The sequence below is a fragment of the Sphingopyxis sp. H073 genome (assembly GCF_001468395.1).
Lineage (GTDB): Bacteria > Pseudomonadota > Alphaproteobacteria > Sphingomonadales > Sphingomonadaceae > Sphingopyxis.
The window spans coordinates 20,023-41,424 of sequence record NZ_LNSG01000016.1; the positions used below are offsets into that span (position 1 = coordinate 20,023).

The following is a 21,402-nucleotide window of genomic DNA, read 5'->3' on the forward strand; positions in this document are numbered from 1 at the left end:
ATGTCGCGTCGCGCGAAGCTCGCCGTCGGCCGGCACATCGCGCCGGTCCGCTTCCTTCTCTTCGCCGCGGTTTTTGCGGGCGTCGCCGGCGCGCTGGCGGCACTTGGCGATGGGAGCCGGACGGCCCTGCTCATGGGGTTTGACGCGGGGGCGCTCGTCTTCCTCGCCGCGTCGCTGACGCTGCTGCGTTCCGATGCCGAGCAAATGCGAGGTCGCGCCGTCGACAATGACGCGAACCGCGCCGGCCTGCTCGCGATCTCGGTGCTGCTGTCGCTCGTCGTCCTGTTCGCCGTCGGGACGCTGATCGCGAGCCCCGAAAAACTCGATCGCGGCGATATCGTGCTGATCGTCGCGACCCTCCTGCTCGCATGGCTGTTCGCGAACATGGTATTCACGCTCCATTATGCGCATCTCTATTATCTGCAGGAGGGCGGTCGCGATCGCGGCGGGCTGGAGGTGCCGGGGGTCAAGGAACCCGGTTACTGGGACTTCCTCTATTTCAGCTTCACCTTGGGCATGACCTTTCAGACCTCCGATGTCACCATATCGGGCGCGCATATGCGCCGCGTCGCGCTCGGCCATTGCATGGCGGCGTTCGTGTTCAACATGGGGATATTGGCGTTCACCGTGAACGCGCTCGGTGGCCCCTAAGCTATCGGTCCGCCGCTGATCAACAATGCCGAATCCGCGCGCGCGAGCGCGACGAGCGTCAGTCCGGCGGCGGCGGCGCGTTCGGCGGCGAGGCTGGTCGGCGCCGAGATGGTGACGAGCATCGGACAGCCCGCGCGCACGGTCTTTTCGACCAGCTCATAGCTGCACCGCGCCGAGAGCAGGATGAAGCCGCCCGCCGGATCGATCGCCGCGCGCGCGAGGGCGCCGACCAGTTTGTCGAGTGCATTGTGCCGCCCGACATCCTCGCGCGCGCAGAGAATCTCGCCCGCCGGCGTACAGAAGGCGGCGGCATGAACCGCGCCGGTCGCGCGGCCTAGCGGCTGGTGATCGGCGAGCGCGGCGAGCGCCCGCGCGATCGCGGACCGGTCGACGTCGATGTGTGCGATGACGCTCGGCAGCGGGCGCAGCACCGCCTCGATATTCTCGATCCCGCACAGGCCGCAACTGCTTTCGCTGACCCGGCGGCGCGCGCGTTCGAGCGCCAGATGCGCGCGATCGGGGGCGAGCCAGAGGCGTAGCGCCCAGCCGCCCTCGATCGGGTGGACGCCGATCTTGGTGAGCTGCGCGGGCGTCTCGACCAGCCCCTCGGCGAGCGCGAAGCCGAGCGCATAGTCCTCGAGATCGGCGGGGGTCGCCATCATCACCGCGTAGCCGATGCCGGAGACCTCGACCGACACCGGCGCCTCGATCGCGAGCGCGCGCGTCAGGTCCGAATCGCCGCGCTCGGCAAGACCGATCCGGCGGACGCCGCGGTCGGTGGTCGATGCGCCGACGGGGCCGGCTTTGCTGTCCTGCGCGCTCATTATAGGGTCCAGCCTATAGGCGGCGCGCCGCGCGCGGACCAGCGGAACATGCCGGTCAGAAATGCACCGCGTTGGCCGGCTCGCGTTCGATCGCCCTGATCCCGACCGCGAGCAGCATCGCGATTTCGCGCGCGACATGTTCCTGCTGGGCAGCATCTGTATAACTCGCCCGCGCAAGCCAGCCGAGGACGCCCGCTTGCAGTGCCGTCGCGAAGGTGCCGATCGGCCGCATACTCCCATCGACGACGCCCTGCTGGACGTGCGCCAGCGTCAGCACCGTGAGCTCGTCGGCGTAGCCATAGAAACGCGCCTGATGCTGCGCGCTAAGCATTTCGAAACCGGCAAGTGGCATCAGCGGCGACAGGTCCGCGCGCATCTGCGTCAGCGCCCAGGCTTTCTGGAAGGCGATGTAGCCGGGCAATTTCGGCCCCGGCTGATCGAACGCCGCCGATTGCAGATGGATGCCCATCCGCATCATCCTGAAATAGCATTCGGCGACCAAAGTCTCCTTGTCGCCGACATTGTGATAGAGGGTGCGTGGGGTCGCCCCGATGGCGGCCGCGATGTCCTCAAGCGTCGTCGAATCGATTCCCTTGCTGTTGAAGAGGCGCGATGCCGCGGCCAGAATCCGCTCGCGCTTCGCGTCGCCTACGGCGGCACGATCGAACGCATCGGCGACCGGGCTGGTCAACGTCTCGATATCGAGCGGCCGGTATTCGACCGCCGCGCTGCGATCGCTCGCCCAGCCGTCGAAAAACAGGCACTCGGCCGATTGCAGCATCGACGGACCGGTGATCTCGAGCCGCCGCCGGTTCCACAGCATGGCAAGCGGCGCCCAGAAGAGCGTGTTGATCAGTGCACGCGCGACGATCTCGAAATCGCAGGCGCGCACGATCCCGTCGCGATGCCCGGCGTCGAGCAGGGCGACGATGCGCGCGATCACCGCGTCGAACCGCCGTTCGACCTCACGCCTTTTATCCTCCGGCAGCAGGCCCGGCTCGACGATCGCGCACAGCGCGGGGGCTTCGGGGCCGAGCAGACGCCGGAGCATCACGCGTATCTGTTCGATCGCGCCGCCCGCGGTGCTTGCCGCCTGCGCAACCTCGTCGTCGAGCCGGTCGCAGCTTTGCACATAGCATTGGAAGACCAGATCCTCGCGGTCGGCGACATGCTGGTACATCGCCATGCGCGTCACCCCGATCTCGCGCGCGACGTCGGCGAGCAGCGTCGCGACGACACCGCGGCGGTTGATCAGCCGCGTCGCGATGTCGAGCACCTGCCCGCGAGTCGCCTTGCGCGGCGCGCCGCGTTTGCGCTTGGGCGCGCTTCCGTCCTTCGCCATCGCGGGAGAATTTACCTGTTCAGCCAATCGCTTGCCTATTTATTTTCGTTTCATTGCATAAAGGATATTTTGTGATATTAATTGCTGCGGGAGTAAGGTGCAAGCAAACAGGCCGCAAGCGATGAACACATCCATGCAAGACCGCAGGAAAAGGCAACCTGACGCGGGGCTCGCCGCCTGCGAACCCGTCCGCGCCCGGCGGATCGCGATTCTCGCCTATGACGGCGCGAACGCGCTAGACATATTCGGGATCAGCGAACCTTTTGCACGCGCCAGCGAAATCCTCGGGCGCGGGAAGCCCGCCGACCTCATTTTCGGCGACGAATGGCCGTACCGGCTCTCGATCGTCGCGCCCTCCGCCGGAACGGTACGGATGATTTCGGGCGGCCATGTCGTCACCGAGAAACTCGGCGAGCCCGATCCCGCAGACCCGATCGATACGCTGATCATTCCCGGCGGCGCAGGGATCGTCCCTTGGAGCGTGCAGGACGGAACGCTGGCGTGGATGCGGCGCCATTCCCTCGCCGCGCGGCGCGTCTGCGCGACAGGCGGCGGGGTGTTTCTGCTCGCCGCGGCGCGTCTGCTCGAGGGTCGGCGCGCGGTGACGCGTTGGGACGTCGCGGCGACGCTCGAGGCCGATTATCCCGAAACGCGGGTCGAGCATGGCACCACCTTCGTCCGCGACGGCCGGTTCTGGACGGCGGCGGGCAGCAGCTCGGCAGTCGATGTCGGGCTCGCGATGGTCGAAGAGGATCTTGGGCGCGGCGTGGCGATGCGGATCGCGCGCCAGCTCGTCGTCGTCAACCGGCGCGGCGCCGACCAGCCGCAGATCAGCACATTGCTTCGCGCGCAATCGGTCGAGGAGGATATCTTCGACGGGCTGCACCAGTGGATCGCCGACAATCTCGGCGCCGATCTCCGCCTCGAACAGCTTGCGGCGCATGTCGGCATGAGCACGCGCAATTTCGTGCGCCGCTATACCGAAGTCGTCGGCAGCTCCCCTGCCAAGACGGTCGAGCGTATGCGCGTCGAGGCGGCGCGGCAGGCGCTCGAAGCGGGCGACGGGCGGATCGAACGCATCGCGCATCGCTTCGGCTTTTCGTCGGCCGACGTCTTTCGCCGCGTGTTTCTGCGCCACATGGGCAAGGCGCCGCGCGAGTTTCGCGCGACATGTCGTGAAACACCCGTCGCGGCCTGACCGGCAACGCCTTGGCGCCCGGCCGGCGCGATCCTTTTCCGATAGCTGTGCCGGCTTTCCCCGGTGGGTCGCCATGCCCTCGGAATCGACGCATTTGCGCCATGTATTCGGCGCAAAAGGTCGGATAGTTGGCGTTGTCGCCAGGCCTTGCTCGCCGCACCATCCCGCGAAACCGATAAACTTTGGGGAGTGGTGATATGCGTGCCTTTTCGCACAAGAAATTCCTGTTGCTCGCGACCGTCGCGGCGCTTGTTCCGCAGGCGGCGGCCGCCGAAGCGGCTGACACCGCCGATGCCGCCGACAGCCGCGACACTGAAATCGTCGTGACCGCGCAGAAGCGCGCGCAGTCGCTGCAGGACGTACCAATCGCGATCACCGCGCTCGACGAAAAGCAGCTCGAGATGCGCGGCATTCGCACCATCGAGGATCTTCAATATTCGACCCCCGGTTTGACGATGTCGGCGAATACGCTCAACAACTCGCGCCTCATCCTGCGCGGCGTGGGAGCGGAAAATCCGGTGATCGGCGGCGATCCCGGCGTCTCGCTCAACATGGACGGCCACTATCTCCAGGCGGGCAGCTTCCTGACCCGCGACCTGTTCGACATCGAACGGATCGAGGTGCTGCGCGGGCCGCAGGGCACGCTCTATGGGCGCAATGCCGTCGGCGGGGCGGTGAACATCATCACCAAGAAGCCGAGCGGCGTGTTCGAGGGCAGCGTGTCGCTGACGCTCGGCAATTATGACAAGCGGCTGTTCCAGGCGGCCGTCGGCGGTCCGATCTCCGATCGGCTGCGCTTCCGGCTCGCATTGTCGAACGAAAAGCGCGACGGCTATATCACGAACATCGTCACCGGCCGCGACCTCAACGACAGCGACTATACGAGCATTCGCGGCGCATTGTCCTTCGACCTGTCCGAGCGGCTCCAGATCAATGTCAGCGGCTTCTATTATCATGACGACAGCACGTCGGCGACGCTCAGCCCGCAGGCGCCCTACACTTGGTCGCCACTCATCTACGCACTCTACCCGGCGGCGGCGACCACGGTGAACCCTTCGATAGCCGATGGCCAGGTCGTTGCCTTCAACATCGATCCCACGAAGGAAGATGTGACTTATGGATTTTTCGCGGATACCAGCTGGGATCTCGGCTTCGCGACGCTGAAGTCGATCACCGGGTACAGCAACAACAGCCTCAAGAACCTGGACTTCGATCTCGACCTGTCGCCGCTGAACATTGCCGAACAGGACATCACGCTCGATTTCGAGACGCTTACGCAGGAGCTGCAGCTGGCCTCCAACGGCAATGGGCCGCTGTCGTGGGTCGGCGGGCTCTTCTATTATCGCGAAAATTCGCAATATACGTTGCCCGTCCTGTTCAACTATCTGGGGCTGATCATCCCGAACGGGCAGATCCTGACCTTCGGGCCCAACGTCTTCGACAGCTCTTCCTACGCCGCCTACGGTCAGGCCGACTATTATGTCGCCGACAAGCTGCAGGTCGTTGCGGGTGCGCGCTACACATACGACAAGAAGCGGCTCGAGGAAGATACGTTTGCGCCGGGCCTGGGGCTGTTCGACCCTGCGACGGGCGGACCGATCCATTCGGGGCCGTACAAAAAGCATTGGGACCAGTTCAACTACAAGCTCGGCGTCAACTGGTATCCGACGAGCGACCTGATGCTCTATGGCAGTTACTCGACCGGCTACAAGGCGGGCGGCTACCAGGCGGGCGGCTCGAACGGCAACGATTACGACCCCGAAACCGTCGACGCAGCCGAGATCGGCCTGAAGAGCCAGTGGTTCGACCGGCGCGTCACCTTCAATCTTTCGGCCTTCCGATACGATTACAAGAACAAGCAGGAATATCGCCGCCCGCCGGTCGGGGTGAGCTTCCTCGAAAACGCCGCCTCTGCGGTATCGAAAGGGGTAGAGGTCGAATTCAACGCCGAGCCGGTGGACCGGACCCGCTTCGAATTCGCGCTCACCTACCTCAGCGCCAAATATAAGGATTTCTCGTCGGTCGACGAAACCAATCCGCTGGCGACGGGAACGCCCTTTGCCTGCACGCCCGTGCCGCCGGCGACCGCCTGTCCGATCAATGTTGCGGGGAACCGCCTCACCCGTTCGCCCGAATGGAAATTGAGCGGTGGGCTCGAACAGAGCTTCGATCTGGGGTCGGTCGGCACGCTGACGGCGCGCTTCAACACCTCCTGGGTCGGCAAGCAGTTCACGCGGCCGTTCAACGACCAGCCCTATGTCATCGGCTCCTATTGGCGGAGCGGTGCGCGCATCGTGTGGACCGACCGGTCCAAGCGCTTCTCGGTCACCGGCTATGTCGACAATCTGGAGAATAACGACGTCGCCGCGGACAAGGAGACGAACCCCTCCTTCGCGCTCTTCCTGCCGCGTGGCACCTATCTGCCGCCACGCACCTGGGGCGTTCGCTTCGGCGCGACCTTCTAAAATGGCGACCTTGCTGGAGCCCGCCGTGCAATTGCCGACAAGCAACGCGCGCTCGGCGGGCTTCTGTCCCGACGCGCTCGGCCGTATCGATCGTTTCTATGGCGAAATGGTCGGGGGCGGGTTGATGCCCAACATGGCCTATGCGCTGGCGCGCAAGGGTCAGGTCTTCGCCCGCGGACATATGGGCTGGGCCGATCGCGAGACCGGCCGGCCGATAGAGGCCGACAGCATCTACCGGCTGCTGTCGCTGACCAAGGCCTATTCGGGGGTCGCGGCGATGATTCTCGTCGAGGCGGGGCTGATCCGTGTCGACGATCCGGTCGCCGACTATATTCCCGCCTTCGCGAACATGAAGGTCTGGACCGAGACCGGGCTGGTTCCGGCCAGGACGGCGATCACGATCGACCACCTCGTCACGCATATGTCGGGGCTGACCTCGGGCTTCTTCGCGGGGCCCGTGCCCGATCTCTATCTCGCCAACGGCCTGCAGGAGGGGACGCGCGAGGCGCAGCAGCCGACGCTCGCGGAGTATGTCGACAAGCTGGCGTCATTGCCCCTGATCGCGGAACCCGGCACGGCGTGGAACTACAGCGAGGGTCTCGCGGTCCTCGGCCGGATCGTCGAGATCGTCAGCGGGATGCGCTATGCCGATTTTCTGAAGACGCATCTCTTCGATCCGATCGGCGCCACAGACACCGGCTTTTTCGTGCCGCACGACGAGCAGCACCGGCTGGTCAAGCTCTACGCTGCGCAGCCCTACACCGGCGGGCTCGAAGAATGCACGACGATGCGCTTTCCGCGGCCGGGTGGTCCGACTTTTCACCCCCTCGACGTGACGCGGCAGCCGAGCGCCGACCTCGGCGGCGCGGGGCTCGCCGGGACGGTCGACGACGTATTGCGCTTTGCGATGATGCTCGCCCGAAAGGGCGCACTCGGCGAGGCGCGCGTATTGAAGCCCGAAAGCGTCGCCGAACTCCGCCGCGGGCGCGTCATCGACCGGCTCGGCAGACATGCCATGATGAAAATGCCGCTCGACGAGCGGGGCGTCGGCCTCGACATGGGGATGGGCGTTGTCGTCGTGCGCGAACCCGAGCTTGCGAGGGACGCAGGCGGGCAGGGAAGCTTCAGCTTTGGCGGCTCGGCGGGAACGCGCTTCTGGGTCGATCCCGAACTCGAGCTCGCGGCGGTCTTCTTCACCCAGACCATCAACTCGCCCGCACCCTATTTTGCGCCATTCTCGCGCTTCGTTTATGAAGCCTTGCGTGCGGGGAGCGCGCGATGACCACACCCGATCTCCCCATGGAAAAGGTTGCCACGATGGTTCCGGCACAGGCAGGCGGCCATCGCTACGCGCTCGCGCTGTTGCTCGGCGCGAGCACGCTCAGCGCGGTCGACCGCCAGATTCTGAATGTTCTCGTCGAACCGATCCGCCGCGATCTCAGTTTATCGGATACGCAGATCGGGCTGATGACCGGGCTCGCCTTCGCGCTCTTCTACGCGACGATGGCGCTGCCGCTCGCGCGGTTCGCCGAACGGATGCGGCGGCCGCTGCTGCTCGGCGGCTGCATGGCGCTGTGGAGTCTGTTCACGATGGTCTGCGGTGCGGCGCAGAGCTTTGTCCAGTTGTTCGTCGCGCGCGTCCTGGTCGGGGTCGGCGAGGCGGGAAGCGGTCCCGCGTCGCATGCGCTCGTCACCGACATCACGCCGCCCGAAAAGCGTGCCCGAGCGCTCGCGCTCGTCGGTTCGGGCCAGCCGCTCGGGGCGCTGATCGGGCTTGCGTGCGGCGGGATTGCGGCCGACGCTTTCGGCTGGCGCTGGGCGTTTGTGCTCGCCGGTTTCCCCGGTATTGTCCTCGCGCTCCTGATGCTGTTCACGCTGCGCGATCCGCGGCCCGCGATCGGCGCCGACGATGCGGTGCCGTCGGCGCGCGAGGCGCTCGGCGTGCTCGCGCACAAGTTCAGCTTCTGGATGTTCGTCACGGGTTCGTCCTTCGTTTCGACGACGACGCTCGCTTTCGGTGCCTTTTTCGGCTCGCTGCTGATCCGCAACCACACGCCCGAACTCGAGGCGCTGGCTGCGCGCTTAAGTCCCGGCCTCGGCGCGACGAGCGTCGTCGGCGCCATGCTCGCCCTCGCGTTCGGAGCAGCCGGCGCGTTGGGGGTCATCGTCGGCGGAATGATCACCGATCGGCTGCGCGCGCGCGACCCTGCTGCCTACCTCGGCGTCCCCGCGCTGGCTTCGCTTGCGAGCACCCCTTGCTTCGTCGCCGCAGCGATGATCGCCGCGCCGCTCACCGCGCTCGGCTTCCTCTCGCTCGGTATCGTCATTTCGAGCTTTGCGATGGCGCCGGTTCTGGCCGGAGCGCAGAGCATCGTGCCCGTGCGGATGCGGGCGACGACCTCGGCGGTGCTGTTTCTGATCGTCAATTTCGTCGCGCTCGGGGTTGGGCCGCTCAGCGTCGGCATCCTCAGCGACGCGATCGGCGGCAGCGAAGGCTTGCGCCTCGCGCTCGCCTGGTCGGCGATCGGTGGGCCGCTCGCGGCGATCGCCTTCTGGGCGGGGCGCCCCGCGCTCGTCCGCGACATCGAAGGCTGACCGCTTTGGCAAAAAGCGTCGGGTGATTGGCGTGGCGGCGGCGGCGCCGGCGAGCCAGCTTTCCAAATATAGCGTCGGCCCGGATGTGCGGCGCAATGGGAGACGACACGTGACTGCCAAGTGGAATCCGTCGATATCGACGGCGCCTGAAAGCTATCCGCATCTCGAAAATGCGAAGATCAAGGGGCATTGCGACACGCGCTTCGAACCGGTGAGGCAAGCGCTCGAGTTCAGCTTCGCGATGGGCGAGGATGTGGGGGCGTCGGTCGCGGTCTTTGTCGATGGCGAACCGGTCGTCGACATCTGGGGCGGCTATTTCGACGCCGACTTCGACCGCCCCTGGGATCGCGACACGATCATCACCACCCATTCGACGACGAAGACGATGACCGCGATGGCGGCGCTCGTCCTGGCCGACAGCGGCGACCTCGATCTCGACGCGCCGGTTGCTAAATATTGGCCCGAGTTCGCGGCCGAAGGAAAAGCTGAAATCCCCGTTCGCTGGCTGCTCGGCCATACGTCGGGCCTCGCCGGATGGACCGAAGATGTCAGCTGGGCCGATGTCTACGACCTCGAAAAGAGCAAGGCGCTGCTCGCCGCGCAGGCTCCGTGGTGGGAGGCCGGCACTGCGTCGGGCTATCACGGGATCACGCAGGGGCATCTCATCAGCGGGGTGATCGAACGTATCACCGGCAAGACGCTCGGCCGCTATTTCGCGGACCATGTCGCGGGGCCGCTCGGTGCGGACTATCATATCGGGATCGATGCCAGCGAGGATCATCGCATCGCCAGCTTCGTCCAGGCGACGCCGAAGCAATTGCCATCGGGCAATCCGATCGCCGAGCGTGTCGGACTCAATCCCGTCCTCAGCCCCAGACTCTCGACGACCAGCGACTGGCGACGCGCCGAAATCGGCGCTGCGAACGGGCAGGGGAACGCGCGGTCGGTCGCGACGGTCCATTCGGCGCTCGCCTGCGGCAGCGCCAACGGCGTCACGCTGTTGTCCGATGCCGGGCGCTTGCGGGCGCTCGAAGTGCAGGCCGACGGCATCGATTTGCTCCTTGGATTGCCGGTCAAATGGGGCATGGGCTTCGCGCTCGAATCGCCGCTGCGCCAGAATCGTCCGGGGCACCGCGTCGCCTATTGGGGCGGCCAGGGCGGCTCATCCTGCCTTGTCGATTTCGACGAACGCATGTCGGTCGCCTTCGTGATGAACCGCTTCGTCGAAGGCCCGGGCGAATCGGTCCGCGGTAGCCGCATCATCGAGGCGGCCTATCAGAGCCTGGGGCGCTGACGTGGGCGACCTGCTTCCGATCGGCGATGTTCCCGGCCACTATGCGCGCCAGTTCGGCCCCGATCGCTGGGCGCTCGAACATAATGGCGAGGTCATGACATGGGCCGAGCTCGAACGGCGCGCGAACCGCCGCGCCTGGGCGCTTGCCGCGCAAGGAGTCCGCGACGACGATATCGTCATGCTGTCGCTGCCGAACGGCAATGCGCTGTACGAGCTGACCTTCGCGATCTGGAAATGCGGCGCGACGCCCTGCGTCGTCTCTTCGAAGCTGCCGCTGGCCGAGATCAAGGCGATCGTCGCGCTTGCGCGGCCGCGGATGATCATCGCGGCCGATGCGGCACTCGCCGTGGCGATCGAGGCCATGCCCGTATCCTTCGGTCTCGACGGCGGCTGCGACCTTCCGTTTCCGACGCGCGTCCCGAAACATTGGAAGGCGATGCCTTCGGGCGGATCGACGGGTCGGCCAAAGATCATTGTCGATCATCAGCCCGGCGTCGTTGACCTGTCGGTCGCGGCGACGATGGGACTGCCCGAGGGCAAGGTCGTGCTGAACCCCGGCCCGTGCCATCACAATGCCCCCTTTGCATTCTCGCACATCGCGCTGGGCCGCGGGAACAGCCTGGTTGGCATGACCAAATTCGACGCGGCGCAGGCGCTTGCATTGATCGAATCGCACAAGGTCGCGTGGGTCGTGTTCGTCCCGACAATGATGAACCGCATCGCGAAGCTTCCCGACGAAATTCGCGCGGGCGCCGATCTCTCGTCGCTCGAACGGGTGTGGCATATGGCGGCACCGATGCCGCCGTGGCTTAAGCAGGAATGGATCGACTGGATCGGGGCCGAGAAGATCTGGGAATATTATGGCGGCACCGAACGCCAGGGAGCGACGGTGATCAGCGGCGAGGAATGGCTGGCGCATCGGGGCTCGGTGGGCCGCGCCGTCGAGTGCGAGATTTGCATTCTCGGTGAGGACGGGCAGCCGGTGCCGCAGGGCGAGATCGGCGAAATATTCCTGCTCCCGCCGGGTGGTCTGGGCTCAACCTATCACTATCTCGGCGCCGCGGCGAAGCAGGCGGCGGGAGGCTATGAATCGATCGGCGATCATGGCTGGCTCGACGAAGAAGGCTATCTCTATCTCGCCGACCGGCGCACCGACATGATCGTTTCGGGCGGCGCGAACATCTACCCGGCCGAGATCGAAAATGCGTTGATGGAATATCCGGGCGTCGAATGCGCGGTCGTAATCGGTCTGCCCGACGATGATATGGGCGCGCGCGTCCATGCGATCGTGCGTCCCGACCCCGCCGCGGGTCGGACGCCGAATGCGGACGCGCTGCTCGCATTCCTCGGCGACCGGCTGGTGCGCTACAAGATGCCGCGCTCGATTGAATTCACCGCCGAGGAACTACGCGACGATGCCGGCAAGGTGCGGCGGAGCGCGCTTCGCGAAGCGCGGATCGCAGCGGCGGTTGCTGCTTGACCGCGCGGTGGCCCGGCTAGCGGCGTTCGGCAGCGGCGCGGAACAGCGCAGCCAGCTGCGCCGCGTCGCGTTCGCTGTCCCAATGGGACCCCGGGGCGATGTTTAGCCGCGTGACCAGATAGCCGAGATGGAGGCTGAGGAACGATCGCGCGAGAAAGGCGGTGTCGGCATCGGGTGCAATCGCTCCGCCCGCCTTCAACGTGTCGAGACAAGCGACAAGCGGTCGCCACAGCCGCGACAACCACACCGGGCTGTAGCGCGCCTTGAAGGTCGGATTTTGAAGGATTTCGACCAGAAACATGCGGCCGGCGTCCGATCCCGTACCCTGTGCCTTCGCGCGCTCGACGATCACCGCCCGGTTCCATCGCTCGAAGGCGTCCCACGTACGCGGCGGGTCGGTCTCGAGCTGCACGAACAGCGACTGGTCGAGTTGTTCGATCGCGACGCGGTCGAGCACTTCGGTGAGCAGCCCTTCCTTGCTGCCGAACTGTTTGAACAGCGTGCGCTCCGTACTCTTCGCGCGCTCGGCGATCTCGCGTGTCGTCATTCCGGCGAGCCCCTTTTCGATCAGCAGCGCCGCCGCTGCCTCGATCAGCGCCGCGCGCTTCGCATCACCCCTTTTCATCGTTTCGGTCACGTCGAACCCCGGAAGTATAGCAATCACTTTACATTTAATACGAATCAATGTATAGCGTCCACTATACATTATGCGCTCAGGAGACATTTTCCGATGCTTGCCGCCGCCGAATTGAAACCGCACTCCGTCGAAGGCGCCACCGACATGGTCGATGCGACGATCAGAGCACGCCATGCCGCCCGCCGCTTCCGCAAAGACCCGGTGCCAGCGGCTATGGTTCGCGATATCCTCGACGTGGCACGCTATGCGCCGAGCGGGACGAACATCCAGCCGTGGCGGGCGTGGGTCGTCACCGGCACCGCGCGCGACCGGTTGTGCGCTGCGACGGTGGACGCTTTGCTCGCCAGCGGCCCGCAGCCGCAGGAAGAAGAGTATAGATATTACCCCACCGAGTTTCCCGAGGCGATCCTTGCGCGTCGCATGGCGTTCGGGGCGGCCTTCGGCGCCGCACTCGGCATCGCGCACGACGACATGAACGGCCGGATGCGCGCGATGGCGCGCCAGTTCCTCTTCTTCGATGCGCCGGTCGGGATCATCTTCACGATGGACCGCGCACTCGAACTCGGCAGTTTCCTCGACTATGGCTGCTTCCTGCAGAACGTCATGCTCGCCGCCAAGGTGCGCGGCCTTGACACCTGCGCGCAGCAGAGCTGGTGTCAATTCCACCGCGTGATCCGCGCCGAACTCGGCATCCCCGAAGGCGAGATGCTGGTGTGCGGCATGTCGCTCGGCTGGGCCGACGAAGCCGCGCCCGAAAACAACCTCGATCTGGGCCGCGCCCCGATCGAGGATTTCGCCACCTTTTGTGAATGAGGACAAGACCCGAATGACCGACGAATCCCCGCAAGTGCTGAGCTACCGCGGCGTCGTCTATCCATGGCACTGCGATCAGATGGGCCACATGAACGTCATGTGGTACACCGGAAAATTCGACGAAGCGACGTGGAACCTCTTTGCCGAACTGGGCCTAACGCAGGCCTATCTAGCCGCGAACGGACGCGGGATGGCGGCGGTCGAACAGACGACGCGATATCTGCGAGAGCTGGTTGCGGGTGACACGGTCACCATCACCTCGCGCCTCGTCGAGGTGCGCGAAAAGGTGCTGCGATTCGAGCATTCGATGGTCCGGACGACCGACGGCATCCTCGCGGCGACATCGGCGATCACCGGGGTTCACCTCGACACGGCGCTGCGTAAGGCGTGCGCTTTTGAAGAGGATGTTCGTCGCCGAGCGGCAGCGATGATCGGAGGGCATACAGCCGATCCGGTGTAGAAGGAGACGAAGATGAGACCCCCACCCATCGGTTTGTCATTCCGGTCGACGATCATGGTCGATGCTATGCTGACGGTGCCGCAAATCCCGCTGCCGCTTGGCGTCATGGCGAACATGCCGCCGGTCTTTGCGACCGCCTATATGATCGCCTTTATCGAGGCGACATGCATCGAGGCGCTGGCGCCCTATCTGGGCGAGGGCGAGGCGACGGTGGGCACGCATGTCGATATCAGTCACGCCGCGGCGACGCCGGTTGGCATGCGTGTGACCGCCGAGGTGGTGCTCGAAGCCCTCGAACGGCGCAAGCTTCGCTTCCGGGTTTGTTGTTACGATGAAGCCCATCTGATCGGCGAAGGGTTTCACGAGCGTGCCGTGATTGATGCGGCCGCATTCTCGGCGCGGACTTCGGCTAAGCTGGCGTCGGGCGGGGTGACTGGATAGGAAAGCGCACGGCATTATCGGGCGTTGCATCATGCGGGGTTGATCCCGTTTGCGTTGATTCTGGTCCGCCTTCTCGTCCGGCACGGCCAAGGAATAGCCCCAAAACCTTCCCGTGCGGCATGCAAGAGCCCGCGCGATTTCGGGCGACATCTTCGTCCGCGCCGGCATCGGTCCGCGCTTTTGCCGCGCGTCCCGGCCTTGTGCGCGACTAATCGCCGGCGAGCGCCTCGATCAGACGATCGACGTCGGAGTCCGTCACATGCAGGTGCGGCGCGATGCGGATCGCGTCCCCGCGCTGGCTGACATGGATGTTGCGCGCACGCAGAAGCCCGATCAGGTCCTGCGGGTCTCCGGCAACCGACAAGCCAAGGATGTGCCGGCTGCGGAAGTGCGGGGCCAATATTTCGTAGCCGAGCGGCGCGACGGCGGCCGCGATCCGGTCGGTGATCGCGCCCAATCGCGCCTCGATACCCGCAATCCCCCATTGTTCGATCTGACGAAGCGCCGCGATCGCGCCCGGCAACACGGTCGTCACACAGGTCTCGCCGACGTCGTACCGCCGCGCGCCGGCGCGATACTCGGCGCAATAATCGGCGAGGCGCGTGAAATCCTGCGCATTGCTTCGCGCCAGCCAGCTTTCCTCGAGCGGACGTTCGCCGTGCCAACGCGGATCGACGTAGAGCAGCGAAAAGTCGTAGGGGCAAAGCAGCCATTTATAGCCTGCCGCAACCATGAAGTCGGGCCGTACGGCAGCGAGGTCGAGCGGCGCCGCGCCGAGCGACTGGGTGACGTCTAGAACGAGGACCGTACCGTTCGCGCGGCATGCCGCGCCGATCGCGACAAGGTCGAAGGTGGCGCCGTCGGTCCAGTGACACGCCGAGAGTGCGGCGATACGGACCGACGGATCGAGTGCGGCGAGCACCGCCCGCGTCCAGTCGCCATCGGCCGGACGCCCGGCGGTCCGGATGGCCGCGCCGCGCTCGGCGGCGATCCGCTGCCAGGGGAATATATTCGATGGGAATTCCTGCGCGGCCACCAGGATATGGTCGCCCGCTTGCAACCGCGGCTCGAGAATGCGCGCGGCGGTACTGATGCCATAGCTTGCGGCGGGCACGATGGCGAAGTTCTCAGCGGCGGTGCCGAAGAGCGCCGCGGAGACGTCGCGCAGGGTTTCGGCATCGGCGAAGAAATCCCCGGGGGCGCGCTCCCAAGGCCGCAACTTCGCGCCTGCCCCGCATACGAGCGCGTCGCGCGAAGCGCGGAGCAGCGGCGCATTATACGCGGTGTTGAAATAGGCGACATCGTCGGGGATCTCGAAAAGGGCGCGACAGGAGAGGTTCGGCATGCGCGATGCTCTAGCAGTCCCGTCCGGTATGCGCAGCGAACCATTGCTTGGGCTGATCAAAGCCAGAATTTGCGTTCACGGTATGCCCGTTTGCGAAACTGTTCGCCGGATGACTTTAGGGTAACATGATACGCGAATCATGCTTCCGCGTAACTTGATTTCGACCCCTGATGCTCTATTGCCAAGGCGTGCAGGGTGATCCAGACAATTACATCAGCCTCCTTTCGGCCGCGCAAATTGAAACGTTGCGGCATGTTTTCGAGCACAAAAATTCCAAGGAAATCGCTCGCATTATGGATGTTTCGCCGCATACGGTCGACGAGCGCGTGCGGCGCGCCCTAAAAAAACTTAATGTTTCCAACAGAATAGAGGCCGCGACGATCCTGGCTCGTAACGGTGTATTCGACCAGGTTACGCCATATCAGCCTTTGACATATCAATTGTTCGACCTAGGCGATGCCGTCCCCGCCGATGAAGCCGGTGCGGGGCGCAGTTCGATCCGGCGGCTTTTCGACATCGGTTCGCCATTTCCTACCGCGTCCCAGCCGGCCAACCGGCACGGGTTGATGGAAAGGATTATCTGGCCGATCCTGATCGCCTTCGCGACCATATTGGCATTTTCCGCTCTCTATTCGATCCTTGTTGGTCTTGGTCGTGTTTTGACCTGAATGCTGCGGGGGGGAAACCGTCGGCATTCGCTTTCAAGGACCGAAGACATGCTGAACGAACGACTTTCCGCGGCGAAGAAGATCGCCTCCGAACTCCACCAGGCCGAAGACGCCATCGACGAAACGATGATCCGCATCGCCCAACTCGCGGCGACGCTGCCGACCGCGCGGCGCGATATCAACATGTCGGCCATCGTCGGCCAGGAAGCGATGGCTAAGGTTGCCAATGCGCTGGCCGCCGCGGGCGAGGTTCGCCAGCTGCTGACCGACGCGCACATCGCGCTCACCGCGACGCAGAAGCAGGTAGGCCTTGGCACGCGCATGTTCGGTGCCGGCGTCAAGCCGCCCGAAGCGTCGCTCGTCGAGGCAGGTGAAGATCGCGGCATGGCCGAGATCGCGCACTTCCCGCTGGCGAAGGCTTCCTAAGCAACTGGGTGGACCAAACCACATGTGGACCGTGGCGATTTATTATGGGGTTCTGCTGCTCACCGTGGCCGTCGCGATGTGGCGCGGCGGCCCCCTGGAACGCTGGGCAGCGTACACCGCATTGCTCGCCTCGGTCTGCACCACCGTTCTGGCACCGAAACCGAACTGGTCGCATATTGAATATAGTATCTTCGCGATAGACGTCGTCGCCTTGGCGAGCTTCTGGGTCATCGCATTGAAAACGCAGCGTTTCTGGCCCTATTGGATAACCGGATGGCAGTTGATCGCCATTTTCGGTCACGTCCAGAAGCTGATGTTTTCGGAGATATTGGCGCGTCCCTACGCGCTGCTTTCAATGTATATCTCTTACCCGATCCTTTTTGTCATTCTGTACGCATCGGGTTCGACCAGACGGAGAGAGGATACCAGGGCTCGAATTTAGTGCCCGAGGGGTCTTGATACATGCAGCAATTCTCGAATCAGGAAATTGCGGAAATACGCTCGCGCATCGACCAGATTCACGACATGCTGGCGAAGGGTGGCGACGAGCAGGCGCAAGCGGCGGTTTCAGGCTTCGTCCTGCCGACAGCCGAGGCGCAGCCGCGGCTGGTCGACCAGCTCGCGCTCAGCATCCAGGTCCGGCGAATGCGCCGGACGCACTTCGGCACCGCGCAAATGTCCGGGCCGACGTGGGACATGATGCTCGACCTCATGCTCGCCAACGCGAACGGCCGCACGCTCAGCGCCAGCGACCTCGCGACCGGCGCGGGCGTTCCCCTGTCGTCGGGGCTGCGGATGATCGCGGCGCTCGAAGCGCAGGGTCTCGTCAAACGGTCGATCGACGAGCGCGATCGTCGTCGATCGCTCGTCCGCCTGACCGAGGCAGGCACCGAGAAGATGGCGAGCTATTTCGAGAAATTCGGTACGGCGATGCGCAACGGGTACACCCGCGCCGCGTGATTGCCGGGGTGAGGTTGGCGGCACACCCCTCCCGCCGCCGGCCTCATTCGGTCATGTCGCGCATCATCCGTTCGATCTTCGCCATCGCATCGCGTTTGATCTGGCAGACGCGTGCCGCGCTGACGTCGAGCGTCAGCCCGATCTCCTGCAGATTCAGCTCTTCGAAGAAATAGAGCTGCAGGATGAGCTGTTCGCGCTCGCCAAGCCGGCCGACGCATAATTGCAATGCCCTGAGCAGACCGTCCTGCTCGATCGCTTCGCCGGCGCCCGGCCGGTCGTCGGCAAAGAGGAAGCTCCCCTCGTCGACGAGCTCGTCGAGCGACGTCGAGCGGCCATGCGTCGCGCTCTTTTCCAGTGCGAAATAGTCCTCGGCCGAGAGACCGAACGCCTCGGCCATCTCCGCCGCCGTTGGCGCGCGCATCAGCTTCTGTTCGAGCGTGGCGCGCGTCTGCTGCAATCGCCGCGCCGCCGCCATCGCCGAACGCCCGACATCGGCCTCGCGCCGCTGCTGGTCGATCATCGCGCCGCGAATGCGCGTAGTGGCATAGGTGGTGAAGGCGAAGCCGCGCTCCTCATAGGTCCGGCTCGCCTCGATCAAGGCCATCAGCCCGACCTGGATCAGATCCTCAAGGTCACTTGTGCGCGACACGCGCGAATGCACCTGCCAGGCGATCTTGCGCACCAGCGGCGCATATTCCTCGATCAGCGTCTCGGCGCTCTCGCCATAACCGCCGAGGCGCGGAGCGCGGGCCTTGGCCGCCGCAAATTGATCGGCGGGCTCAGTTTTCATGGGGCTCGTCCTTCATCTGGGCATCGGGAGCGTTCAGGCGCGGGACTTCGGCGCCGATCGTCGCGACGATCTCGGTCGCCTTGTTTGCCGGGATTTCGAGGTATGAAATGACCGCGACGTCGGGGAAGGTCGCGCGTACCAGCCGTGACAGCGCCGAACGGCAGAGCGGCGAGGCGACGAGCGCAAAACTGCGTGTCGAAAGCAGCAGCGGTTCGACCGCGTCGCCGATCTGTTCGATGATCTTCATCGCCATGCCATGCTCGAACGGCCATTCGGCACCCGGATTCGCGCGCACCGCCTGATTCAGCAGCACCTCGATCTCGGGGGCGAAGGTCACCACGGGCAGCGGCATCCGGCTGGGCACGATCGTCTGGACGATCAGCGCGCCGATGCGCTGGCGCACCGCCTCGATCAGGTCGGCATCGCCCAGTTGCTGGCCGGCGATCGCCACCATCGCCTCGGCTATCTTGCGGAAGTCGCGCAGCGGGATGCGCTCGACGAGCAGCGCCTTGCACAGCGCGGCGACGCGCGGCAGCGCATAGCCCTGCGGGCTCAGGCTCTGCGCGAGCTGCGGATAATGCGTCTTCAGATTGTCGATCAACGCCTGCGCATCGTCGAGCCCGAACAGCTCGGACGCCGAGGCGACAATGCTGTTGTTGAGGTGCGTCGCGACGACCGTCGACGGATCGACGACGGTATAGCCCGCGGCGATCGCGTCATTCTGCGACGCCTTGGGAATCCACAGCGCGTCGAGCCCGAAGGTGGGATCCTTGCACGGTCGGCCGGGTACCGTGGTGACGAGGTCGCCGGCGTCAAGCGCGAGCATCTCATTGGGATAGACCTCGTCCTCGCCGACGATCACCCCGGCAACCGCGATGCGATAGGCGTTGCCCGGCAGCGACAGGTCGTCGGTGACCTTCACCGGCGGGATCACGAAACCCAGCTCCTTCGACAGCTGGCGGCGGATGCCGGTGATGCGGGTCATCAGCGGCGCGCCCTTGCGCTCGTCGACGAGCGCAACGAGCGCATAGCCGATTTCGAGCTGGCACGGCCCGACGTCGCTGACGTCCGCCCATTCGATATGGTGCGGGTCGGGCGCGGGCGCGGCGGACGGCGGGGCGGCTTCGGCGACCTGTGCGGCCTTGCGCAGCTGCCAGCCGATCGTGCCGGCGATGGCCGAGGCGGGAAGGATCAGCAACTGCGGCATCGCGGGGACGAGGCCGAGCACGAAAAGCACGCCGCTCACCGCGAACCACACATGCGGCGAAGCGAACTGGCTGCCGATCTGGCCCGACAGATCGTGCGGCGACGAAACGCGGGTGACGATCGCGGCGGCGGCGATCGAGAGGAGCAGCGCGGGAATCTGCGCGACGAGTGCATCGCCGATCGCGAGCGTGACATAGGTGCTGCCGGCCTCGGAGAAGGAGAGGCCGTGGCTGAAAATGCCGAGGATCAACCCGCCGACGATATTGACGAACAGGATCAGCAAGCCGGCAACGGCGTCGCCCTTCACGAATTTCGAGGCGCCGTCCATCGAGCCGTAGAAGTCGGCTTCGGTCGCCACTTCCTGCCGGCGCGCCTTCGCTTCGTCGGGGGTGAGCAGACCGGCGTTGAGATCGGCGTCGATCGCCATCTGCTTGCCGGGCAAGGCGTCGAGGGTGAAGCGTGCCGACACTTCGGAGACACGGCCCGCACCCTTGGTAATGACGACCAGGTTGATGATCATCAGCACGAAAAAGACGAACAACCCGACGACATAGTCGCCGCCGATCAGCACTTGGCCGAACGCCTCGATGACATGCCCCGCCGATGCCGTACCCTGGTGTCCGTGAACGAGCACCACGCGCGTCGAGGCGACGTTCAGCGACAGGCGGAACAGCGTCGCGAGCAGCAGCACGGTCGGAAAGGACGAGAAATCGAGCGGTTTCGACGCCTGCATCGCCACCATCAGGATCGCGAGGCTGAGCATGATGTTGGCGACGAAGCTGATATCGAGCAGGATCGGCGATACCGGAATCACCATCAGCGCGACGAGAATCAACATCGCCGCGGGCAAGGCCGCGGCGCCCGCGATGCGGGGCCAGTTGCCGAGTTTCAGGTCGCCCATCAGGCGCCCCCCCCCAGCGAGGCGAGGCGGCGATACGCGCTCGCGGCGAAGTCCATCGACAATTTCTTCGGCATGGGCTGGATATCCATCATCGGGAGCGGCGGGCGCCCGCCGCCATTGGCGCCGCTGGCGCTCGCCATCTGCATGCGCCAGCCGGACGTCGGAGCGGGCGGGCCCGGTATCATGCCGGCGCCGCCATCGGCTTCGAGCTTGGCGCGGAAGAATTCGCGGATTTCACCGAGGCTGCGCATACTGCCGTCGGCGTTGTAGAAGACCGGGCGGTTGGCTGCTGCGGCGTCGGGCAACATCGTCGCGCCGGGCTGGTCGGGATTGTCGCTCCACGCGCCGAGGAAGCGGGCGGCGCCCGCGCTCCCCAGAAAATGCGCAAGATAAAGGTCGACCGGCTCGGCGGCGCGCCCGGTGCGGCTTTCGATATAGTCCTGATTGTCGGAGGTCAGTGCCGCCGCCATGTTCGACGCGGCAACAGGGTCGTCGCGCAGACCGAGGATCTGGTCGCGCAGCATCGGGTCGGCAATGCTGAACCGCCCCGATGCATCCTTACCGATCGCATTCGCGGCCCAGCCGAGCCCATGGTCGGCGCCGTGGCGATGCAAAGTCGCGAGCCAGGTCTGCCTGGTGAACTGGTACAGCCCGCGCGCCGACGAGGTCGGTGCCTTGGCGGTCGGGTTGAAACGGCTTTCAACCCGCGCGACATCGACCAGATAGTCGAAATCGACCCCGGTTCGCGCCGATGCATTCTGCACGGCATCCAGTACGGGAACGGCGCCGGGCGCCCCGGAAACAGGAGCAGGTGTCGCAGAAGGGTTGATCAGGTTCATGCCTTGGGTTCCGCTCTTTCAGGGAACCAAAAGCAATCATCGTGCCATTTTCCGGAAGCTGGCCGGA

General features: G+C 65.1%; 21 protein-coding genes. 14 read left to right on the top strand and 7 right to left on the bottom strand.

Features of this window, described 5'->3' with window-relative positions; genetic code table 11:
* Positions 1-651 (top strand): DUF1345 domain-containing protein, encoded by a 651-nt coding sequence (locus ATE64_RS19880; RefSeq protein ID WP_058456539.1) that lies wholly within the window; start codon positions 1-3, stop codon positions 649-651.
* Here ATE64_RS19880 and fdhD read toward each other — a convergent pair.
* Together fdhD and ATE64_RS19890 are read right to left on the bottom strand one after the other, a co-directional pair.
* Entirely contained in the window at positions 648-1,475 is an 828-nt protein-coding gene (gene fdhD / locus ATE64_RS19885) for a formate dehydrogenase accessory sulfurtransferase FdhD (protein ID WP_058456540.1), read from the bottom strand. The genes ATE64_RS19880 and fdhD overlap by 4 nt on opposite strands.
* A gap of 55 nt (positions 1,476-1,530) precedes the next feature.
* Positions 1,531-2,844, bottom strand: a complete 1,314-nt coding sequence (locus ATE64_RS19890) for a TetR/AcrR family transcriptional regulator (protein ID WP_156416649.1) — start codon at positions 2,842-2,844, stop codon at positions 1,531-1,533.
* A gap of 106 nt (positions 2,845-2,950) precedes the next feature.
* On the opposite strand from ATE64_RS19890, the gene ATE64_RS19895 reads away from it, so the two are divergent.
* The 6 genes from ATE64_RS19895 to ATE64_RS19920 all read left to right on the top strand — a co-directional run bounded on the left by ATE64_RS19895 (position 2,951) and on the right by ATE64_RS19920 (position 11,849).
* Positions 2,951-4,015, top strand: coding sequence for a helix-turn-helix domain-containing protein (locus ATE64_RS19895; protein ID WP_058456542.1), 1,065 nt, complete (start codon positions 2,951-2,953; stop codon positions 4,013-4,015).
* Positions 4,016-4,212: 197 nt separating this feature from the next.
* On the top strand, positions 4,213-6,480 hold the full coding sequence (locus tag ATE64_RS22070; protein WP_058456543.1) for a TonB-dependent receptor: 2,268 nt from the start codon (positions 4,213-4,215) through the stop codon (positions 6,478-6,480).
* A gap of 1 nt (position 6,481) precedes the next feature.
* On the top strand, positions 6,482-7,762 hold the full coding sequence (locus tag ATE64_RS19905) for a serine hydrolase domain-containing protein (protein ID WP_058456544.1): 1,281 nt from the start codon (positions 6,482-6,484) through the stop codon (positions 7,760-7,762).
* A complete protein-coding gene (locus ATE64_RS19910) occupies positions 7,759-9,075 on the top strand; it encodes an MFS transporter (RefSeq protein WP_082657897.1) in 1,317 nt (438 codons plus the stop codon). Before ATE64_RS19905 ends, ATE64_RS19910 begins: the two co-directional genes overlap by 4 nt.
* Positions 9,076-9,184: 109 nt before the next feature.
* Positions 9,185-10,369, top strand: a complete 1,185-nt coding sequence (locus ATE64_RS19915) for a serine hydrolase domain-containing protein (RefSeq protein WP_197410189.1) — start codon at positions 9,185-9,187, stop codon at positions 10,367-10,369.
* 1 nt (position 10,370) lies between these two features.
* The gene (locus ATE64_RS19920; protein WP_058456545.1) at positions 10,371-11,849 is read left to right on the top strand and encodes an AMP-binding protein; all 1,479 of its coding nucleotides are present in this window, start codon (positions 10,371-10,373) and stop codon (positions 11,847-11,849) included.
* 16 nt (positions 11,850-11,865) lie between these two features.
* Here the strand turns inward: ATE64_RS19920 and ATE64_RS19925 are convergent, their stop codons facing one another.
* Complete coding sequence (locus ATE64_RS19925; protein WP_058456546.1) at positions 11,866-12,474, bottom strand: TetR/AcrR family transcriptional regulator; 609 nt, start codon at positions 12,472-12,474, stop codon at positions 11,866-11,868.
* Between the two features lie 105 nt (positions 12,475-12,579).
* On the opposite strand from ATE64_RS19925, the gene ATE64_RS19930 reads away from it, so the two are divergent.
* From ATE64_RS19930 to ATE64_RS19940, 3 genes are read left to right on the top strand one after another with little or no spacing between them, the layout of a single operon-like run.
* The gene (locus tag ATE64_RS19930) at positions 12,580-13,299 is read left to right on the top strand and encodes a nitroreductase (protein WP_197410190.1); all 720 of its coding nucleotides are present in this window, start codon (positions 12,580-12,582) and stop codon (positions 13,297-13,299) included.
* Between the two features lie 13 nt (positions 13,300-13,312).
* Positions 13,313-13,759, top strand: a complete 447-nt coding sequence (locus tag ATE64_RS19935) for a thioesterase family protein (RefSeq protein ID WP_058456547.1) — start codon at positions 13,313-13,315, stop codon at positions 13,757-13,759.
* 12 nt (positions 13,760-13,771) lie between these two features.
* On the top strand, positions 13,772-14,200 hold the full coding sequence (locus tag ATE64_RS19940; protein WP_058456548.1) for a thioesterase family protein: 429 nt from the start codon (positions 13,772-13,774) through the stop codon (positions 14,198-14,200).
* Between the two features lie 208 nt (positions 14,201-14,408).
* On the opposite strand, the gene ATE64_RS19945 is transcribed toward ATE64_RS19940, so the two are convergent.
* The gene (locus ATE64_RS19945; RefSeq protein WP_058456549.1) at positions 14,409-15,545 is read right to left on the bottom strand and encodes an aminotransferase class V-fold PLP-dependent enzyme; all 1,137 of its coding nucleotides are present in this window, start codon (positions 15,543-15,545) and stop codon (positions 14,409-14,411) included.
* A 170-nt stretch (positions 15,546-15,715) separates the two neighbouring features.
* On the opposite strand from ATE64_RS19945, the gene ATE64_RS19950 reads away from it, so the two are divergent.
* From ATE64_RS19950 to ATE64_RS19965, 4 genes are read left to right on the top strand one after another with little or no spacing between them, the layout of a single operon-like run.
* A complete protein-coding gene (locus tag ATE64_RS19950; protein WP_058456550.1) occupies positions 15,716-16,213 on the top strand; it encodes a helix-turn-helix transcriptional regulator in 498 nt (165 codons plus the stop codon).
* Between the two features lie 48 nt (positions 16,214-16,261).
* A complete protein-coding gene (locus ATE64_RS19955) occupies positions 16,262-16,639 on the top strand; it encodes a hypothetical protein (protein WP_058456551.1) in 378 nt (125 codons plus the stop codon).
* Positions 16,640-16,661: 22 nt separating this feature from the next.
* On the top strand, positions 16,662-17,081 hold the full coding sequence (locus tag ATE64_RS19960; RefSeq protein ID WP_058456552.1) for a hypothetical protein: 420 nt from the start codon (positions 16,662-16,664) through the stop codon (positions 17,079-17,081).
* Positions 17,082-17,101: 20 nt separating this feature from the next.
* Positions 17,102-17,599, top strand: a complete 498-nt coding sequence (locus ATE64_RS19965; RefSeq protein WP_058456553.1) for a MarR family transcriptional regulator — start codon at positions 17,102-17,104, stop codon at positions 17,597-17,599.
* 43 nt (positions 17,600-17,642) lie between these two features.
* Here the strand turns inward: ATE64_RS19965 and ATE64_RS19970 are convergent, their stop codons facing one another.
* From ATE64_RS19970 to ATE64_RS19980, 3 genes are read right to left on the bottom strand one after another with little or no spacing between them, the layout of a single operon-like run.
* Positions 17,643-18,389: a FliA/WhiG family RNA polymerase sigma factor gene (locus ATE64_RS19970; protein ID WP_058456554.1), complete on the bottom strand. Its 747-nt coding sequence runs from the start codon at positions 18,387-18,389 to the stop codon at positions 17,643-17,645.
* Positions 18,379-20,496, bottom strand: coding sequence for a flagellar biosynthesis protein FlhA (flhA, locus tag ATE64_RS19975; protein ID WP_058456555.1), 2,118 nt, complete (start codon positions 20,494-20,496; stop codon positions 18,379-18,381). The genes ATE64_RS19970 and flhA overlap by 11 nt, the downstream gene beginning before the upstream one ends.
* Positions 20,496-21,335: a transglycosylase SLT domain-containing protein gene (locus ATE64_RS19980; RefSeq protein ID WP_058456556.1), complete on the bottom strand. Its 840-nt coding sequence runs from the start codon at positions 21,333-21,335 to the stop codon at positions 20,496-20,498. The genes flhA and ATE64_RS19980 overlap by 1 nt, the downstream gene beginning before the upstream one ends.
* Positions 21,336-21,402: the final 67 nt, after the last annotated feature.

What these genes read in the sequence shown, in the direction of transcription:
- ATE64_RS19910 (WP_082657897.1), top strand. Translation starts at nt 7,759, where the DNA reads ATGACCACACCCGATCTCCCCATGGAAAAGGTTGCCACGATGGTTCCG.
- ATE64_RS19940 (WP_058456548.1), top strand. Translation starts at nt 13,772, where the DNA reads ATGAGACCCCCACCCATCGGTTTGTCATTCCGGTCGACGATCATGGTC.
- flhA (WP_058456555.1), bottom strand. Translation starts at nt 20,496, where the DNA reads ATGGGCGACCTGAAACTCGGCAACTGGCCCCGCATCGCGGGCGCCGCG.
- ATE64_RS19925 (WP_058456546.1), bottom strand. Translation starts at nt 12,474, where the DNA reads ATGAAAAGGGGTGATGCGAAGCGCGCGGCGCTGATCGAGGCAGCGGCG.
- ATE64_RS19905 (WP_058456544.1), top strand. Translation starts at nt 6,482, where the DNA reads ATGGCGACCTTGCTGGAGCCCGCCGTGCAATTGCCGACAAGCAACGCG.
- fdhD (WP_058456540.1), bottom strand. Translation starts at nt 1,475, where the DNA reads ATGAGCGCGCAGGACAGCAAAGCCGGCCCCGTCGGCGCATCGACCACC.
- ATE64_RS22070 (WP_058456543.1), top strand. Translation starts at nt 4,213, where the DNA reads ATGCGTGCCTTTTCGCACAAGAAATTCCTGTTGCTCGCGACCGTCGCG.
- ATE64_RS19980 (WP_058456556.1), bottom strand. Translation starts at nt 21,335, where the DNA reads ATGAACCTGATCAACCCTTCTGCGACACCTGCTCCTGTTTCCGGGGCG.
- ATE64_RS19955 (WP_058456551.1), top strand. Translation starts at nt 16,262, where the DNA reads ATGCTGAACGAACGACTTTCCGCGGCGAAGAAGATCGCCTCCGAACTC.
- ATE64_RS19945 (WP_058456549.1), bottom strand. Translation starts at nt 15,545, where the DNA reads ATGCCGAACCTCTCCTGTCGCGCCCTTTTCGAGATCCCCGACGATGTC.
- ATE64_RS19930 (WP_197410190.1), top strand. Translation starts at nt 12,580, where the DNA reads ATGCTTGCCGCCGCCGAATTGAAACCGCACTCCGTCGAAGGCGCCACC.
- ATE64_RS19895 (WP_058456542.1), top strand. Translation starts at nt 2,951, where the DNA reads ATGCAAGACCGCAGGAAAAGGCAACCTGACGCGGGGCTCGCCGCCTGC.
- ATE64_RS19960 (WP_058456552.1), top strand. Translation starts at nt 16,662, where the DNA reads ATGTGGACCGTGGCGATTTATTATGGGGTTCTGCTGCTCACCGTGGCC.
- ATE64_RS19935 (WP_058456547.1), top strand. Translation starts at nt 13,313, where the DNA reads ATGACCGACGAATCCCCGCAAGTGCTGAGCTACCGCGGCGTCGTCTAT.
- ATE64_RS19880 (WP_058456539.1), top strand. Translation starts at nt 1, where the DNA reads ATGTCGCGTCGCGCGAAGCTCGCCGTCGGCCGGCACATCGCGCCGGTC.
- ATE64_RS19950 (WP_058456550.1), top strand. Translation starts at nt 15,716, where the DNA reads ATGCTCTATTGCCAAGGCGTGCAGGGTGATCCAGACAATTACATCAGC.
- ATE64_RS19965 (WP_058456553.1), top strand. Translation starts at nt 17,102, where the DNA reads ATGCAGCAATTCTCGAATCAGGAAATTGCGGAAATACGCTCGCGCATC.
- ATE64_RS19970 (WP_058456554.1), bottom strand. Translation starts at nt 18,389, where the DNA reads ATGAAAACTGAGCCCGCCGATCAATTTGCGGCGGCCAAGGCCCGCGCT.